Source organism: Streptomyces caatingaensis, assembly GCF_001187435.1.
Taxonomy (GTDB): Bacteria; Actinomycetota; Actinomycetes; order Streptomycetales; family Streptomycetaceae; genus Streptomyces; species Streptomyces caatingaensis.
In genome coordinates this window covers 240255-257209 of record NZ_LFXA01000009.1, presented here as the reverse complement: position 1 = coordinate 257209, position 16955 = coordinate 240255, and the positions used below count along the sequence as shown (strand labels likewise).

The following is a 16955-nucleotide window of genomic DNA, read 5'->3' as shown; positions in this document are numbered from 1 at the left end:
GCGGTTTGTAGGGTCGTACGAGAACCCGGGTACGCCGGATACGGGGAACCCTACGAAGCCGCCGACCGCCAGCAACGATACCGGCACACCCGACGGCCCCCGCGGGACGGGGGCGCACCCGCGAGGTAGCGTCTGGGGCCGGGGCTCCTCCCCGTCCCGGACGGGACCGTGCGGGGGAGCTCCGCGCGGGCGGACGCGGCGGGGACCGGCCCCGGAAACCCGTCGCACGGCCGTAGGCTCGAAGGACGCGACGGACGCGCCCGTCGCGGCCGAGCGAACTCAGACCGACCAGGGGAAGACGCACTCCACATGCCGGACCGACGCCGACTGGCGGTTCACCGCCCCCCGCTGCCCGCCGCGTCCGCCGGCGCCCCGCCCGCGACGGTTCTCGCGCGCCCCTCGGACCGGGAGCAGCGGGACAACCCGTTCGCCCCGCCGCCCGAGGGCCGGCCCGACCAGCCCTGGCGGCCGCGCGCGCCCCACGGCGGGGACGGCGGCGCCGACGGCGGGAACGGCGGCGCCGAGGAGGACGGCGGGCAGCGGCGGCCCGCCCCGCCCGCGTGGGGCAGCCAGTGGAGCAGCCGCCAGCCCGGCCGCCACGACGGCGGCTTCGGCGGCCCGCCCGGCGGCGGCCAGGACCCCTCGCACGGGCCCGGCGGCGGCCCGCGCTGGGATCCCTCCGACCCGGCCCAGCGCCGCGCCCGCTACGCCGTGCTCGCCGGCCTCTGGGGCTTCTTCTTCGCCCTGTTCAGCCTGCCGGAGGTGGCCCTGCTGCTGGGCGCCCTCTCCGTCTACTGGGGCATCAGCGCGCTCCGCGGCCGCCCCGGCGACAAGGGCGCGGCCGCCCCGCGGCCGGGCGGCTTCCGCCCCCAGACGACGGCGGCGGTCAGCGGCCTGGTGATGGGCGGCCTGGCCCTGCTGATCGTGGTGTCCACCTACGGCTTCCAGCTCGTCTACCGCGACTACTACACCTGCGTGGACGACGCCCTGACCCAGTCCTCGCGCCAGGCGTGCGAGGTCCATCTCCCCGAGCGGCTGCGCCCGCTGCTGGCGGCGGACGACTGACACGGCCCCCGGCCGGCGGTCCCGCCTCAGCGGTCCTCGAACAGCCGCTCAGGGTCGCGTGGTTCGAAGTCCGCCATGAGGCCGCCGCCGGAATCCTTGAGGGCGGCCCAGCGGGCGCGGCGGACGCCGGTGTCGTGCCACTCGGCGGCGTCCGCGACGCCGTGGGCCGGATCCGGGACGGGCGGCATCGGCGCCTTGCGGGCCTTCCGGGCCCGCCGCGCCTCCCGGCGGGCGGTCCGCTCCGCCTCGCGCCGCGCGGCCCGGTCGGCCGCCCGGGCCGCCCGCGCACCGCGGCGCCGGTGCCGGCGCGGCGGCTCGGCCCTGCCGTCGGCGCCCAGCACCGTGCCGTGCACGGGCAGCAGGGGCAGGCTCTCCGGGGCGAACTCCGGCCCGTGGCCGGCCGGTTCGGCGGAACCGCCGCCCTCCCCCACCGGGTCCGTCCCGCCGGGCCGCTGCGCCGGGAGGACCTCGGCGGCCCGCTCCCCGCCCGCCGCGAAGCCCAGCCAGCCGGCCGCCGCGCGCCACCAGCGGGGCGCCTGCCGGGGACGCGCCCGCCGGCGCCGCTCCGGGAGGTCGAGGCCCAGGGCGAAGCCGGTCCGCCGCCACCAGGAGCCGCGCCTCTCCGCCTCCGCCGCGGGCCGTTCCCTGCGCAGGTGACGCACCACCAGCGCGCCCGGGACCCCGACCGCCGCCGTCCACACCAGACAGGCGAGGCCCGCGAACCGGGCCGGCGGGCCGAAGCGGGCCAGGGTGGCGTTGCCCAGCGGCCCGCCGGCGGCGGCCGCGAGCACCGTGACCAGCACGGCGGAGGCGACCGCGGCGAGGAGGGCGATCAGCATGGCCTCGCACCGGCCCACGGTCGCCGGACGCCGCGGCACGGCCGCGGAGGCGACCGCCACCCCCGCCCCGGCCACCACCACGGCGCACCCGGCCAGCCCCAGCGGCCCCGCCTCCCCCGGGCCGGGCAGCGCGGCGAGCAGCGGGAAGCGGGGCAGCAGCGGCAGGGGGTGCCCGTGGGCGCCGAGCACGGGAAGCGCCACCGGGGCCAGGACGCCGCCCGCCCCGACGACGAAGCCGGCCCCCACCGCGTACGCCGCCGTCCACACCACGGCGTTGGGCAGCAGCGCCACGCTCAGCAGCACCACGGCGACCCGGCCCGACCAGCCCGCGGCCAGCTGCGTCACGGCCTCCTGGGCGGCGCCCCCGCCGCGCGCCAGGGCCACGGCCAGCAGCAGCGCGGCCCCGCCGAGCAGCACGCCCGTACCGGCCGCGGTGGCCCGGGCGACGGCCAGGACGTGCGGGTAGGTGAACCACGCGCGCGCCCGCCGCGGGACGAACCGCAGCACCCGCCGGACGCGCGGCGGCGGGTTCCAGGGCGGACAGCCCGAGGCCATCCACACCCCGGCGGCCGCGGGGACGGCGGCGACGAGCGGCAGGTGCAGCAGGGCGCTCAGCGGGTCGACGCGCACCGGCCCGGACGAGGCGTAGAGCACGGCCGCGAGGCTCACCAGCAGATATCCGCCGAGCAGGGCGGTGAAGGCGGTGCGCGGCGGCAGCGGGGGCGGGGGCGGTCCCGGGGGCGCGGGCGGCGGAGGCCCGGCGTCCGCCAGGTCCCCGGCCCCGTCGGCGGGTTCGCCGTCCACGGCCGGCCCTTCGCCCGCCTCCTCGGCGTACTCGGCGTCCTCGTCGCAGTCGGGGGCCGGGGCCTGGCGCGCGGCGCGGTGCACCAGCACGCAGGGGACCACGCTGAGCAGCAGCGGCGTCAGGCCCACCGGGGCGGGGTCGCCGGAGAGGGTCTCGGTGCGCACCAGTTCGGCGCCGTGCGCGAGCAGCCAGAGGCCGGTGGCGATGTGCAGCGCCCCGGCGGGGCCGCTGTCGGGGTAGGGCGACACGATCCACAGCGCCAGGACGAGCGTGGCGAACGCTCCCAGCCCCAGGCCGGCGGCGAGCGCGCCGCCGAAGAACGCCCGGCCCGTGCCCGGCGTACCGCGTGCCGCGAAGCGGAGGTACGAGGGCAGCGAGGAACCGCTGTGGGCATATGGGGTCACAAGGGCCATGCTGCCAACAACGCGCCTTTCGGGCGGGTAGCGACAAATGACCGTCGTGTCGTGTTCAGAGTGGCAATCGGGTGGTGTACGTGGCGGGGCGCGGGACGGCGAAGGGCCCGCACCCGTGCGGGGTGCGGGCCCTTCCCGCCCGGCGGGACCGCCCGTACGGCGGCACCCGGCGGGCGGTCGGCTCAGGCGCTGAGCGCGGCGCGGGCGAGGCGGGCGGTCTCGGACGGGGTCTTGCCGACCTTCACGCCCGCGGCCTCCAGGGCCTCCTTCTTGGCCTGCGCGGTACCGGACGAACCGGACACGATCGCACCGGCGTGGCCCATCGTCTTGCCCTCGGGCGCGGTGAAGCCGGCGACGTAGCCGACGACCGGCTTGGTGACGTTGGCCTTGATGAAGTCCGCGGCCCGCTCCTCGGCGTCGCCGCCGATCTCACCGATCATCACGATGAGGTCGGTGTCGGGGTCGGCCTCGAAGGCGGCCAGGGCGTCGATGTGCGTGGTGCCGATGACCGGGTCGCCGCCGATGCCGACGCAGGACGAGAAGCCGATGTCCCGCAGCTCGTACATCATCTGGTACGTCAGCGTGCCCGACTTGGAGACCAGGCCGATGCGGCCGGGCTTGGTGATGTCGCCCGGGATGATGCCGGCGTTGGACTGGCCCGGGGTGATCAGACCGGGGCAGTTGGGGCCGATGATGCGGGTCTTGTTGCCCTTGGCCTTGGCGTAGGCCCAGAAGGCGGCCGAGTCGTGGACGGCGATGCCCTCGGTGATGACGACGGCCAGGCCGATGCCCGCGTCGATGGCCTCGACGACCGCGGCCTTGGCGAAGGCCGGCGGGACGAAGACGACGGTGACGTCGGCACCGGTCTCCTTCATCGCCTCGGCGACCGAGCCGAAGACCGGGACGGCGCGGCCGTCGAAGTCCACGGAGGTGCCGGCCTTGCGCGGGTTGACGCCACCGACGATGTTGGTGCCGTCACCGAGCATCAGCCGGGTGTGCTTCATGCCCGTGGCACCGGTCATGCCCTGGACGATGACCTTGCTGTCCTTGGTGAGGAAGATAGCCATGGTGTGTCTGTGACCTCGTCCCTATTACTTCGCAGCCGCGAGCTCGGCGGCCTTGTCGGCCGCACCGTCCATGGTGTCCACGCGCTGCACCAGCGGGTGGTTGGCGTCGGACAGGATCTTGCGACCCAGCTCCGCGTTGTTGCCGTCGAGGCGCACGACGAGCGGCTTGGTGACGTCCTCGCCCTTCTCCTTCAGGAGCTCCAGGGCCTGGACGATGCCCTTGGCGACCTCGTCGCAGGCGGTGATGCCGCCGAAGACGTTGACGAAGACGGACTTGACGTCCGGGTCGCCGAGGATGATCTCCAGGCCGTTGGCCATGACCTCGGCCGAGGCGCCGCCGCCGATGTCGAGGAAGTTGGCGGGCTTGACGCCGCCGTGGTTCTCACCGGCGTAGGCGACGACGTCCAGGGTGCTCATGACGAGGCCCGCGCCGTTGCCGATGATGCCGACCTGGCCGTCGAGCTTGACGTAGTTGAGGCCCTTGGCCTTGGCGGCGGCCTCCAGCGGGTTGGCCGCGGCGTGGTCGACCAGGTCCTCGTGGTCGGGCTGGCGGAAGTCCGCGTTGTCGTCCAGGGAGACCTTGCCGTCCAGCGCGATGACGCGGCCGTCGGCCACCTTGGCCAGCGGGTTGACCTCGACGAGGAGGGCGTCCTCGGCGACGAAGGTCTTCCACAGGGTCACCATGACCTCGGCGACCTGCTCCGCGACGTCGGCCGGGAACTTCGCCTGGGCGACGATCTCGCGGGCCTTCTCCAGGGAGACGCCCTCGTTGGCGTCCACCGGCACCTTGGCCAGCTTCTCGGGGGTCGTGGCGGCGACCTCCTCGATGTCCATGCCGCCGGCGACGGAGGCCATGGCCAGGAAGGTGCGGTTGGTGCGGTCGAGGAGGTACGAGACGTAGTACTCCTCGGCGATCTCCGGAGCGGTCTCCGCGATCATCACCTTGTGGACCGTGTGGCCCTTGATGTCCATGCCGAGGATGTCCGTCGCGCGGGCGACGGCCTCGTCCGGGGTGCCGGCCAGCTTGACGCCGCCGGCCTTGCCGCGACCGCCGACCTTGACCTGCGCCTTGACGACCGAACGGCCGCCCAGTCGCTCGGTCGCCTCGCGCGCCGCCTCAGGCGTGTCGATGACTTCACCGGCCAGCACCGGTACACCGTGCTTGGCGAAGAGGTCCCTCGCCTGGTACTCGAACAGGTCCACGCGCGTCCGTCCCTTTTCCATGGATATCGCGGTTCGTTGTCTGCGCGGGCGTGCCGCGGTGGCAGCGTGAACGCGATCTATGACGAGGGCGGCACACGTGCGCCGAATACGCGGCATGTCCGTCTCGCAGGTTATCCCCGAGCGGGGGAGGTCCCTAAATCGCAGATCACACTCCGGCCGTGATTACGCTCACAGATCACCACCCCCGCCGACACCCTTCGCAACGGACCACTGGGCCCAACGGGTGGGGCGTTCGCCCGTTCCGCGCTGGGGGATGGTGGGTGGTGGGACGGCGGGGGGGCGGGGTGGGCCGGGCCCGGGGGCCGGGGCCGGGTGCCGGAGCGTCAGGCGGAGCCGGAGGACGCTTCGGTGGGCGGCACGGGCGGCCGGGGTGCGGGCGGCCCGGACAGGAACGTCCCCCCGGGTAGGGGCGGGCCGGATATGGACGGGCCGGTGACGGGTGCGGCCGGCAGGACCGACGCGGGGAGCGGGCGGTTCTCGAGGGCCGCGGCCACCACCTCCGGGAAGAGGTCGGGGGTACAGGTGAGGACGGGCACCCCCAGGGCGGCCAGGGCTGCGGCGCGCTCGCGGTCGTGGGCCGGGACGCCTTCGTCCGAGAGGGCCGGCAGGGCGACGAACCCGACGCCCGCCGCCCTCATCGCCGCGACCCGGCGCAGCATGCCGTCCGGCGGCCCGCCCTCGTAGAGGTCACTGATCAGCACGACCACCGTGTCGGCGGGCCGGGTGACGAGGGCCTGGCAGTGGGCCAGGGCGCGGTCGATGTCCGTACCGCCGCCGAGCTGGACGCCGAACAGCGCGTCCACCGGGTCGGCGAGCCGGTCCGTGAGGTCCACGACGGCGGTGCCGAAGGCGATCAGCCGGGTGTCGAGCGACCGCACGGAGGCGAGGACCGCGCCGAGGACCGTGGCATGGACGACGGAGTCGGCCATCGAGCCGGACTGGTCGACGCAGAGGATCACCTCCTTGCGCAGCGAGCGCGCCGCGCGGGCGCGGCCGACGAGCCGCTCGGGCACGAGGGCGCGGTGCTCGGGCAGGTAGTTCCCGAGGTTGGCGCGGATCGTGCGGTCCCAGTCGAGGTCGCGGGGGCGGGGACGGGCGGTGCGGGCCGAGCGGTCGAGGGCGCCGGTGAGCGCGGCGCGGGTCCGCCCGGCCAGGCGGCCCTCCAGGTCGCGGACGACCTGGCGGACGACCTCGCGGGCGGTGGCCCGCGCCTCCTCGGGCATGGTCCGGGCGAGGGAGAGGAGGGCGCCGGCGAGGTGCACGTCCGGCTCGACCGCGGCCAGGAGCTCCGGTTCACGGAGGAGGGCGATGAGCCCGTGGCGCTCCAGGGCGTCACGCTGCATCACCTGAACGACGGACGCCGGGAAGTACGTCCGGATGTCCCCCAGCCAGCGGGCGGCCCGTGGTGCGGAGGCGCCGAGCCCTCCTGCGCGCCGCCCGCCGCCGGGGCCTTGCGGCCGTCCCCCGTAGAGCGCCTCCAGCGCCCGGTCGACGGCGGCGTCCCCGTCGGCGAGGACCGCCCCCGTGCCCTCGGCACCGGGCCCGCCCCCGAGCACCAGCCGCCAGCGCCGGAGCCGCTCGGCGGAGGAGGCGGGGGCCGCGGGGGAAGCGGGGGCAGCAGGGGAAGCGGGGTGGCCGGGGGCGCCCGAGCCGCGTCCGGCGTCACTCGGGCCGGCTCCGGGACGGCCGTGCCCCGCCGGGCCGCCCCCGTCCCCCAGGTCCAGGAGCCGGCGCAGCGTCGGCATCACGGCTGCCGCGCGCCCGGGGTCGAGGGGCGGAGCCGGCTCCTGGGCGGGGTGCGCCGAGGGGGAGGTGCGGAGGCGGCGGCCGATCGCTCGGCGGACCGCGGGGTCGAACGTGGCGAACGTGCGGCGGAGCAGCGGCAGGACGGCGCGGAAGGAGGCGGCGGGGACGCCGGTGAGCCAGGTGTCGATCAGGGAGAGGAGGCGTTCGTCGTGGACGAGGAGCAGGCCGCCGGCGCCGTCCCCGGTGGTGAAGCCCTCGATCCAGGACGCCGCGTCGGCGGGCTCCCCGGCGGGCGAGAGGGCGAGACCGACGAGGCGGGCGGCCCGCGCGTCGGGGAGGCGGCCCTCGTCGAGCAGGAGCCTCGTGGCCCGGCCACGGATCTCCCCCGGGACGCGGCGCCGGCCGGTGAGGTCGGAGAGCACCGCCGCCCACCGCTCCCGCGCGTCCGGCCGCCCCAGCAGGGCGACGGCCCGGTGGACGGCGTCGACGTCGGCCCGCGCCTCCCGGGCGGCGTCGTGGCCGAGGCCGGAGCAGGCGGCGGGCAGGCCGACGAAGACGCGCTCGGCGAGCCCGGCGGCGACTCCGGCGAGGGCGGCGGTGTCCGTGCGGCGCACGTCGCCGTAGCGGACGGCGCGGACGAGGGCGGGCAGGGCCCGGGCCAGCCGGCCCACGTCCGTGTCGAGGGCGGCCCGGTCGGCCAGGGAGCGCAGGACGGCGGGCAGCGCGCCCGGCAGCCCGGCGAGCAGGCACTGTTCGGCCAGGGCGGTGACCTCGGCCGGGGAGGCGGCGGCGCGGGCGGCCGCCTCGGCGCGGGCGGTGGCGGCGGCCTCGACGGTGGTGCCCCAGGCTCCGGCCTCCGCGAGGCGGACGGCCAGTTCGGGCTCCCAGGACAGCCGCCAGGTCTCCTTGAAGGTGCCCGTGCCGCCGCGGGCGGGCAGGGGTTCGCCCCAGGCGACGCCGAGGACGCGGAGCCGGTGGAGCAGCCGGCTGCGGGCGGCGCCGGTGTCCTGGCGCAGGTCGAACTCCCGCTCGCGGGGCCCGGGTTCGGGCCGCAGGCGCAGGGCCCGCTGGAGCCGGGTGAGGTCGCGGCGCAGCGGCGGGGCGGGCGCGGCGTCGGGGACCGTGCCGAGGGCGTCACCGACGACGAGCCGGTCCCGTACGAGCGCGAGCGGGCCGGAGGAGCCGTCGCACATCACGGCCCGGACCACGTCGGTCGTCTCCGCGAGCCCCGGCAGGGGGCGCCCGCGGACGGCGGCGAGGGTGTCGGCGAGCCGGACGGCCTCGATGACGTGGGCGGACGAGACGGGGTGGCCCTCGGCGCGCAGCAGCCGGGCGACGGTGGTCATCCAGCGCTCGACGGGCCGGTCGGTGGCGTGGAAGAGGTGGCCGTACCAGCCGGGCGAGGTGATGCCGGCGCCGTACCCGCTGCGGCGGGCGAGCCGGCGGTGCGTCCAGGGCACCCAGGAGATCTCCGTCCGGACCCTGGGCAGGCCGCGCAGCAGGCCGCGGTCGGCGGTGGCGGTCCGCCGGGCGGCCAGGGCGGGGACGTGCCAGGCGCCGCAGACGACGGCGACGTCGTCGCCGAACTCGCGGCGGGCGTCGCGCAGCCGGAGCCGCATGTGGGCCTCGCGGACGGCGTCGTGGCCCGCGCGGGGGCCGGTGTCGTGGCCGGCCGTGCCGCCGGCCGGGTCGGGGCGGAGGGCGGCCATGGCGTCGGCGACGGCCCGGAAGGGCGCGAGGGGGTCGCCGCCGGGCGCGGGGTCGGCCCCGCGGTGCTCGACGGCGTCCTCCCACCACTGCTCGGGGTCGTCGCGGCCGGCGGCGGCCGCCAGGGCCTCGACCGGGTCGGGGGCGGGTGGCCCCGAACCCCCCGGCGGCAGCGCGAGGGTGTGGGCGGCGGGCAGGTCGACGAACCGGACCACCGCTCCGTGGGCCAGCGCCCAGCGGACGGCCACCCACTCCGGGGAGAAGCCGGCCAGCGGCCAGAAGGCGGCCCGGCCCGGGTCGTCCGCGACGTGGGCGAGCAGGGCCACGGGGGGCCGCATCTCCGGGTCGGCGGCGAGGTGGACGATCGCGTCGGCCTCGGGCGGGCCCTCGACGAGGACGGCGCGCGGCCGCGTCCGGTCGAGGGCGGCCCGTACGGCCCGCGCCGAGCCGGGCCCGTGGTGGCGCACGCCGAGCAGGAAGGGGCCGGGCCCCGCCCCGGTCCCACGGGCGTTCACGCCGACACCTCGCGGCAGGCGCGGTAGAGGTCCTGCCAGCCGTCCCGCTCGCGGACGACCGTCTCCAGGTACTCGTGCCAGGCCGTGCGGTCGGCCACCGGGTCGCGGACGACCGCGCCGAGGATGCCGGCGGCGACGTCACCGGCGCGCAGCACGCCGTCGCCGAAGTGGGCGGCCAGCGCGAGGCCGCCGGTGACGACGGAGATCGCCTCGGCCGTGGAGAGCGTGCCGGACGGCGACTTGACCCGCGTGCGGCCGTCGGCGGTGATCCCCTCGCGCAGTTCGCGGAAGACCGTGACGACGCGGCGGATCTCGTCGGTGCCGGCCCCGGCGGCGGGCAGGTCGAGCGAGCGGCCGATCTGGTCGACGCGCCGGGCGACGATGTCGACCTCGTCCGCGTGGGTGGCGGGGAGCGGCAGGACCACGGTGTTGAACCGGCGGCGCAGGGCGCCGGAGAGCTCGTTGACACCGCGGTCGCGGTCGTTGGCGGTGGCGACGAGGTTGAAGCCGCGCACGGCCCGGACCTCCTCGCCGAGCTCGGGGACGGGCAGGGTCTTCTCGGACAGGACGGTGATGAGGGTGTCCTGCACGTCGGCGGGGAGGCGGGTCAGCTCCTCGACGCGGACGACCGCGCCGCGGGCCATCGCCCGCAGGACGGGGCTGGGCACGAGCGCCTCGGGGCCGGGGCCGCGGGCCAGGAGGCGGGCGTAGTCCCACCCGTAGCGGAGGGCCTCCTCGGTGGTGCCGGCCGTGCCCTGGACGAGGAGCGTGGAGTCGCCGCTGACGGCGGCGGCCAGGTGCTCGGACAGCCAGGTCTTGGCGGTGCCGGGCACGCCGAGCAGCAGGAGCGCCCGGTCGGTGGCCAGCGTGCTGACGGCGACCTCGACGACGCGGCGCGGGCCGATGTACTTCGGGGTGACGACCGTGCCGTCCGGCAGCGCTCCGCCGAGCAGGTAGGTGGCGACGGCCCACGGCGAGAGCTTCCAGCGCTCCGGTCTGGGGCGGTCGTCCGCGGCGGCGAGGGCCGCGAGCTCGGCGGCGAAGGCGTCCTCGGCGTGCGGCCTGATGACGTCCCGGCCGCGGCCGCCGGTGCGGTCGGTGACGTGGTCGGTGATGCGGTCGGCGGTCTGGTCGGCGGTCTGGTCGGCGGTCTGGTCGGCGGTCTGGTCGGCGGTGAATCCGGGCACGGTCACAAGTCCCCCTCGTCGTGCGCGTTCCGGGATGTGCCACCACCCTGCACCACACCACTGACAACGCCCCTCGTTCCCAACGAACCCGCAGGTCAGGGCCGTTGTCAGTGGGGGCCTCTACCGTCGGGGGCATGAATCGACAGGGGGAACGGGGCGCGGGCGCCCCACAGGCCGCGCGCCGCCGGGCCGAGGCGCGGGCGGGGCGAATCGCGGCCGGCGTCACGGAGCTGGAGCGGCGCCTCGCCGATCTGCTGCACGGCGGCTTCGCCTCCGCCGCGCAGGGCGGGCGGGGGCCGTGGCAGGAGACCGCCGCCCGCATGGTCGACGCGCAGGCTCCCGGACTGGCCGCATCCGTGCGGGAGTTGGGGGCGACGGCGGCCGTCGGTGCCGACTGGCCGGCCCGGCTGCTGGAGCGCTGCGCGCTGCTGCACCTGCTCGGCCAGGCGTATCTGCGCGTGGACCGGCTGCCGGAGGGGCTGGCCGCGACCGTGCGCAGCCGGGTGGGCGTCGCGGTGGACACCGCGGCCCTGGCGGAGTCGGTGCCGCCGCTCCGCGACCACTGGCTGGTCCTGTCCCAACGGGACGGCGGGGACGGCCGGTTGGCCACGCGCCGGATCTGGCTCCACGGCCGGGAGACGGGCCGCACGGCGCTGCTGCTGTCCTACGGCGGGGGCGGCCGCGCTCCCGAACTCTCCCTGGACGTGGGCCTGGGGCTGGACGCGGACCTCCTCTTCCACCCGGCGGCCCGCCCCCTGCGCGCCACGCTCGCCGCACGTCACGCCGCGCCGGTGCGGCGGTCGGCTCCCCCGCCGGGCGGCGACACGGCCGCCGCCCTCCGCGCCTACGGCGAGGCGCTGCGGGACGACCCGTGGCTGGATTCGTGGCCCGTGGTGCTGCGGGACGTCGTCCCGGTCCCGGATCCGCGGCTCGGCTGGCAACTGGCCGACGCGCGGGGCGACTCGGCGATATCGGTGGACGCCCGGTGCGACGACCGCAGGGGGCTGTGGCAGCTCGCGGCGGTGTCCGGGGGCGGGCCGGTGACGGTGTTCGGCGAGTGCGGTCACCGGGGGTTCCTGCCCCTGGCCGTCTGGGGGGAGGAACTGGTGCCCCTGCGCGTCTGAGGCCGCACCCGCGCCCCCGCCCCTCCCCTCACCGGAAAGGCCACCCTCATGGACACGGACGTCTCCTGGCCCGACCTCGTGGCCACCGCCCTGCTCGGGACCGGGCGGCGCGGCTCGCCGGTCCCCTGCCGGCCCGGCCAGGACGCCGCGCAGGCGCTGCTGGACGCGGCGGCCGTGCACACCGTGCGGCGCCGCGCCGGAGCCCTGCCCGGCCGCGCGCGGCGGCGGCCGGGGCCCGCCCCGGACGACCCCCGGCCGCCGCTCCCGCCCGCCGCGCGGCGGCGGCTGACCGGGATCCTCGACGACCGGGCCGGCCCCGCCGGCGGGCGGCGGGCCGCCGGCCCGGACCTCGTCGAGCTGCTGCCGCAGTGGCTGGCGGCCGCCAACGGCCACGGCTACCGCGCCCAGGACGAGTTGCTGCCCGGCCTGCTCGACGCGGCCCGCGCCCGGACGGGTCTGCGCCCGGGGGCGCTGACCCTGGCCGGGCCGCGCGGGCTCTGGCTCGCCCGGCTCAACCCCCAGTGGGCGTACGCCCTCCGCACCCCGGCACCGGGCGGCCCGCCGCCGGCCCCCGGGGACGCGCAACGCACCTGGGCCGAGGGCTTGTTCGCCGAGCGGTCGGCCGTCCTGGCCACGCTGCGCCGCCACGACCCGGCGGCGGGGCGGGCGTTGCTGGCCGGCACATGGGCGACGGAGCGGGCCGAGGACCGGGCGGCGTTCGTCGGGCTCCTCCGGGAGGGGCTCTCGGCCGCCGACGAGCCGTTCCTGGAACAGGCCCTGGACGACCGGTCCCGTGACGTACGGGCCCTGGCCGCCGAACTCCTCGCCGCCCTGCCCGGGTCGGCGCTGGCGGCCAGGATGACCGGACGGGCCCGGCGTTGCGTCTCGCGCCCCGGTCCGCTGGTCACCGTCGAGGCCCCGCACGCCTGCGACGCGGCCATGCGGCGCGACGGGATATCCGCCGACCCGCCGTCCGGGAGCGACCGCGGCTCGTGGTGGCTGGGCCGGATCGTCGAGATGACGCCTCTCGGCTTCTGGCCCGGCCGGCTCGGCGTGGCCGGAGCGGCCGATGCGGTCGCCCTGCCCGTGGCCGGCGGCCGGCGCGCCGACCTGCACGCGGCGTGGTGCCGGGCCGCGGTCCGCTCGCGCGACGCGGAGTGGGCCCGGGCCCTGCTCGGCCCGGCCACGGCGCCGCCCGTGCCGGACGGTTCGCCGGGGCGGGATCCCGCGCGGCTGCTCTCCGTCCTCCCGCCGTCCGAACGGGCCGCGTGGGCCGGGCGGTTCGTGGCGGCGCACGGGCTCTCGGAGGCGTTCCGGCTCCTCGCGGTCTGCGAGGCGCCCTGGGCGCGACCGCTCGGGCGGGCGGTCGTGGACGCGCTCGTGGCCGCGCGGGAGGCGGGCGGCTACCCGTGGAGCTTCAGCGGTGTGATGGGGCTGGCGGAGCGGTGCGCCGATCCCGCGGAAGCGGACCGGCTGGCCGGGGCGGGGCCGGGTCCGGGCCCCGACCACTGGACGGAGGCGTTCGCGAGGCTGGAGGGGACGTTGCGGCTGCGGGCGCTGATGATGCGGGAGTTGGAAGGGTGAGTCTCCCCGCCCCTCCCCCGGAGGGGCACCCCCATGTCACCGTTTCTCCTCCGCCGGACGGACGTTGGTGCGGACCCAGTCCACGATGGACGTCGTCGTCGCCCCGGGGGTGAAGATCGCGGCGACGCCCAGCTCCCGCAGCGGCGGGATGTCCTCGTCGGGGATGATCCCGCCGCCGAAGACCTTGATGTCCTCCGCGTCGCGCTCCCGCAGCAGCTCGATCACCCTGGCGAAGAGGGTGTTGTGCGCGCCGGAGAGGATGGACAGCCCGATCGCGTCGGCGTCCTCCTGGATCGCGGTGTCCACGATCTGCTCCGGCGTCTGGTGCAGCCCGGTGTAGATGACCTCCATGCCCGCGTCGCGCAGCGCACGCGCGATGACCTTGGCCCCGCGATCGTGCCCGTCGAGCCCCGGCTTGGCCACCACCACGCGAATCGGACCGGTCACTTCCATCGCTGCCCTCCATGTAGGCGTGGACGAACGCTATCCCCGGTTCCCCAGCATCGCGCAAGCCGCCGTTTCGCGGTGGCGGCCGAAGGGGACATCACTCGTGGGACACCACGTTCGCCGCGCACCGCTCCCGCCTCCCGCCTCCCGGGAGGGACGGGCCGGTCGCGAGGGGAGCCGCGAACGAGTCCGCCGCACCGCCGCGCCGGCAGCCGCACGGCACAGCGGTGCGGCAGGCAGCACCCGGCTCCCCGGTCGAGAGGCACACGGGGGACAAGGCTTCGGCTGTGTGCCGTACCGGAGGTCGGCCATGGGGGCCTTGCCCGTCTTATCCGTGTTTTCCGGCGCCACGCGCCCCTCGGCCGCCCTGATGCGGTCCACGGCGCTGGAGCTGGCGATTCTCACCTGCCACGTCCTCCTCTACCCGACGGGCGTGACCCAGGAGCGACGCCCCGCACCCGTCACCCCCGCCCCGCCGGGCCCTCCACCCCACCCGGACGGGCCCGCCCCGCCGGACCGGACGGACCGGACGGACCAGCCGGACCGGACGGACCAGCCGGGGCCGGCGTGTGCCCCGGGTTCCCCGGGCGCCCAGGGGAACCCGCGCCCCCCAGGAATAGCAGCCGTCCCAACTCCCCCACCGGCCAAGCCGATTCCAGCACGCCGGACGCCCAAGGCACCTCACCCACCCCAGCCACCACTGAAACCCCTGACGCTCCTGTCCACTCCAGCAACCCCGGCGGCCCCAACCACTCCGGCAACCCCAACAATTCCAGCAGCCCCAGCACCCCCGGACCCGCCCCAAGAACGGCCACCCGTTCTGCTCCTCCACGGCTTCCTCGACAACCGCTCGGTCTTCGTCCTGCTGCGGCACTCGCTGCGCCGGCACGGCTGGGGGCAGGTGGCGTCGCTGAACTACTCGCCGTTCACCCGCGACCTGCGCGCCGCCGCCACCGCGCTCGGCCGGCACGTGGAGGAGCTCTGCGCCCGCACGGGTGCCCCGCGGGTGGACGTCGTGGGGCACAGCCTGGGCGGGCTGATGGCCCGGTACCACGTCCAGCGGCAGGGCGGGGACGCCCGCGTCCGCACCCTGGTCACCCTGGGCACACCGCACGCCGGCACCCGCGTCGCGCCGCTCGCGTCGGTCCATCCCGTGGTGCGCCAGATGCGGCCGGACTCCGACGTCATCGCGGAGCTGGCCCGCCCGGCGCCGGGCTGCCGGACCCGCTTCGTGAGCTTCTGGAGCGACCTGGACCAGATCATGACCCCCGTCGAGACCGCGCGCATCGACCATCCCGACCTGGTGGTCCGCAACATCCGCGTCACGGGGGTCGGGCACCTCGCCCTGCCGGTGCACGGCACGGTGGCGGCGGGCGTCCGGCAGGCCCTGCTCTCGTGGGGCGGGACGGACGACGCCCACGGCACGGCGTCCGTGGCGTGAAACAGACGGCGGGAGGGGGCTCGTTCGTGTGACCCCGGCGCAGAGGGCCAACCCTCGATCGGACCCCACTTGCCCGATAAATGTCGAACGATTTTCGAACGCCGAAGCGACTCGACGGCGTCCGGTCCACCGAAAGGCGGCCAATTCCCCAGGCTCCGGGGCGCATAAACGTGAGGAAGATTGTGGCCGTCGCATACCGCCCGGTACAGTCGCCGCTACTTCTCCTGCTCCCAAGGCGAAATGGAAGTGGTGGTGAACGACCGTCACCCCTCGGCGGCGCCGGACCCGTCGGTTCCCGCTCCCGATGCCGCATTCGGACACCACCCGTCCTACGAGCAGTACACCGGCTCCGGATACGCCGCCGGGGCGTACGGCCCCGGCACCTACGACACGGGCGCCTGGGACGGCACGAGCCAGTGGGGCGCGGCCACCGGGCACACCCAGGTCTGGGACTTCGGCGCCCTGGACACCGGTCAGCACCAGGCGCAGCAGTCCGGCTGGGGCCAGGTGCAGGATCCTTCCTGGAGCGGCGGCAGCGGCCCGGCCGGGCAGTGGCAGTGGGACACCGGCGGCTGGGACTACGCGGACACCTCCGGGCAGTGGGGCACCAGCGGCCAGTGGGACACGGGCGCGCAGTGGGACACCACCGGCGGCCAGGACGCCGCAGCGGCCGCAGCCGCGTCCCACGCCATGACCCAGACCTGGGACACCTCCTCCTGGACCATGGACCACGCCGCCCCCACGCAGACGTGGGACACCTCCTCGTACACGGCGGCGGAGGCGCCCCGGCACGAGGAGGCCCCGCACGACCCGACGATGCTTTCCGTGCCGCTGGACACGGTGGACGGGCCGCCCGCCCCCGGGCAGGAGGCCGGCACCCGGACGATGCTCGCCGTCTCCGTCCCCCCGGAGGGGACCGGCGCCCAGGACGACAGGAGCGGCCCGGAGGACGAGGGCTCCGGGGGCGCCTCCGCCCAGGGGACCGCCCCGGCCGCCGGGCGCGTGCCCAACCGCCGCAAGGGCGGTGCGCCGCGCTCCGGTTACCGTCCGCGCCGCAAGGCCCTGCTCACCGTGGCGGTCCCGTCCGTCGCCGTGATGGGAGTGGCGGGAGTGGCGGCCGCGGCGGTCGCCGGCAACGGCGGCCAGCAGGACGGCCGGCACGCACAGGCCGCCTCCGCCCCCGACACCGCGAGCGGCGCGGGCGTCAAGCTCTCCGCCGCCAACAACGCGCTGGACAGCCAGCTCGCCGGGCTCAGCCGGGGCGCGGACGACTTCGCCACCCGCGCGAACCGCACCCAGGAGCGCATCGACCTGCGCCTGCGCCAGGAGGAGGAGCGCAAGCGGAAGGCCGAGGAGGCGGCCCGCAAGGAGGCCGCCCGCCCCAAGTTCGCGCTCCCGGTCAACCAGCACGGGCTGAGCGCCTACTACGGCCAGGCGGGCGTCAATTGGATGTCGGTGCACACCGGCATCGACTTCCCCGTCAGTTACGGCACTCCCGTGATGGCGGCCACCGACGGCACCGTGCGCACCCAATACAACGTCGCCTACGGCAACATGGCCATAGTGACCGCGCCGGACGGCACGGAGACCTGGTACTGCCACCTCAGCAGCACCCGGGTCCGCTCGGGGCAGGTCAAGGCCGGCGACGTGATCGCCTACTCCGGCAACTCGGGCAACTCCACCGGACCGCACCTGCACTTCGAGGTACGGCCCGGCGGTTCGGCCGTCGACCCGCTGCCGTGGCTGCGGGGCCACGACCTGGACCCGACGTAACCGCCACAACCTACGTGA

General features: G+C 76.7%; 11 protein-coding genes and 1 pseudogene. 5 read left to right on the top strand and 7 right to left on the bottom strand.

What is annotated here, in order from left to right; all coding sequences use genetic code 11:
* The first annotated feature begins 309 nt into the window (after positions 1 to 309).
* A complete protein-coding gene (locus AC230_RS14425; protein WP_049716580.1) occupies positions 310 to 1065 on the top strand; it encodes a hypothetical protein in 756 nt (251 codons plus the stop codon).
* Between the two features lie 26 nt (positions 1066 to 1091).
* Here AC230_RS14425 and AC230_RS33715 read toward each other — a convergent pair whose 3' ends face one another.
* The 6 genes and pseudogenes from AC230_RS33715 to AC230_RS14400 form a co-directional block, all read right to left on the bottom strand.
* A complete protein-coding gene (locus AC230_RS33715) occupies positions 1092 to 3122 on the bottom strand; it encodes a cell division protein PerM (protein WP_422125585.1) in 2031 nt (676 codons plus the stop codon).
* A 182-nt stretch (positions 3123 to 3304) separates the two neighbouring features.
* Positions 3305 to 4189: a succinate--CoA ligase subunit alpha gene (gene sucD, locus AC230_RS14415; protein WP_049716578.1), complete on the bottom strand. Its 885-nt coding sequence runs from the start codon at positions 4187 to 4189 to the stop codon at positions 3305 to 3307.
* A 24-nt stretch (positions 4190 to 4213) separates the two neighbouring features.
* Positions 4214 to 5392, bottom strand: a complete 1179-nt coding sequence (sucC, locus tag AC230_RS14410; protein ID WP_049716577.1) for an ADP-forming succinate--CoA ligase subunit beta — start codon at positions 5390 to 5392, stop codon at positions 4214 to 4216.
* Positions 5393 to 5736: 344 nt separating this feature from the next.
* Complete coding sequence (locus AC230_RS33710; RefSeq protein WP_241833246.1) at positions 5737 to 6636, bottom strand: VWA domain-containing protein; 900 nt, start codon at positions 6634 to 6636, stop codon at positions 5737 to 5739.
* Between the two features lie 444 nt (positions 6637 to 7080).
* Positions 7081 to 9381 (bottom strand): annotated as a pseudogene (locus AC230_RS32570) (DUF5682 family protein); the annotation flags it as partial.
* A complete protein-coding gene (locus AC230_RS14400) occupies positions 9378 to 10496 on the bottom strand; it encodes an ATP-binding protein (protein ID WP_049717000.1) in 1119 nt (372 codons plus the stop codon). The gene AC230_RS14400 and the pseudogene AC230_RS32570, both read right to left, overlap by 4 nt.
* 206 nt (positions 10497 to 10702) lie before the next feature.
* On the opposite strand from AC230_RS14400, the gene AC230_RS14395 reads away from it, so the two are divergent.
* Both AC230_RS14395 and AC230_RS14390 read left to right on the top strand, forming a co-directional pair.
* Positions 10703 to 11692: a hypothetical protein gene (locus AC230_RS14395; protein WP_053161164.1), complete on the top strand. Its 990-nt coding sequence runs from the start codon at positions 10703 to 10705 to the stop codon at positions 11690 to 11692.
* Positions 11693 to 11740: 48 nt separating this feature from the next.
* Positions 11741 to 13276, top strand: coding sequence for a DUF5691 domain-containing protein (locus tag AC230_RS14390; RefSeq protein WP_049716576.1), 1536 nt, complete (start codon positions 11741 to 11743; stop codon positions 13274 to 13276).
* Positions 13277 to 13312: 36 nt separating this feature from the next.
* Here AC230_RS14390 and AC230_RS14385 read toward each other — a convergent pair whose 3' ends face one another.
* The gene (locus AC230_RS14385) at positions 13313 to 13729 is read right to left on the bottom strand and encodes a coenzyme B12-dependent isobutyryl CoA mutase small subunit (protein WP_049716575.1); all 417 of its coding nucleotides are present in this window, start codon (positions 13727 to 13729) and stop codon (positions 13313 to 13315) included.
* Between the two features lie 304 nt (positions 13730 to 14033).
* Between AC230_RS14385 and AC230_RS14380 the strand changes: the two genes are divergently transcribed.
* Entirely contained in the window at positions 14034 to 15164 is a 1131-nt protein-coding gene (locus tag AC230_RS14380) for an esterase/lipase family protein (protein ID WP_422125584.1), read from the top strand.
* A gap of 252 nt (positions 15165 to 15416) precedes the next feature.
* A complete protein-coding gene (locus AC230_RS31095; RefSeq protein WP_198535522.1) occupies positions 15417 to 16937 on the top strand; it encodes a peptidoglycan DD-metalloendopeptidase family protein in 1521 nt (506 codons plus the stop codon).
* Positions 16938 to 16955 lie beyond the last annotated feature (18 nt).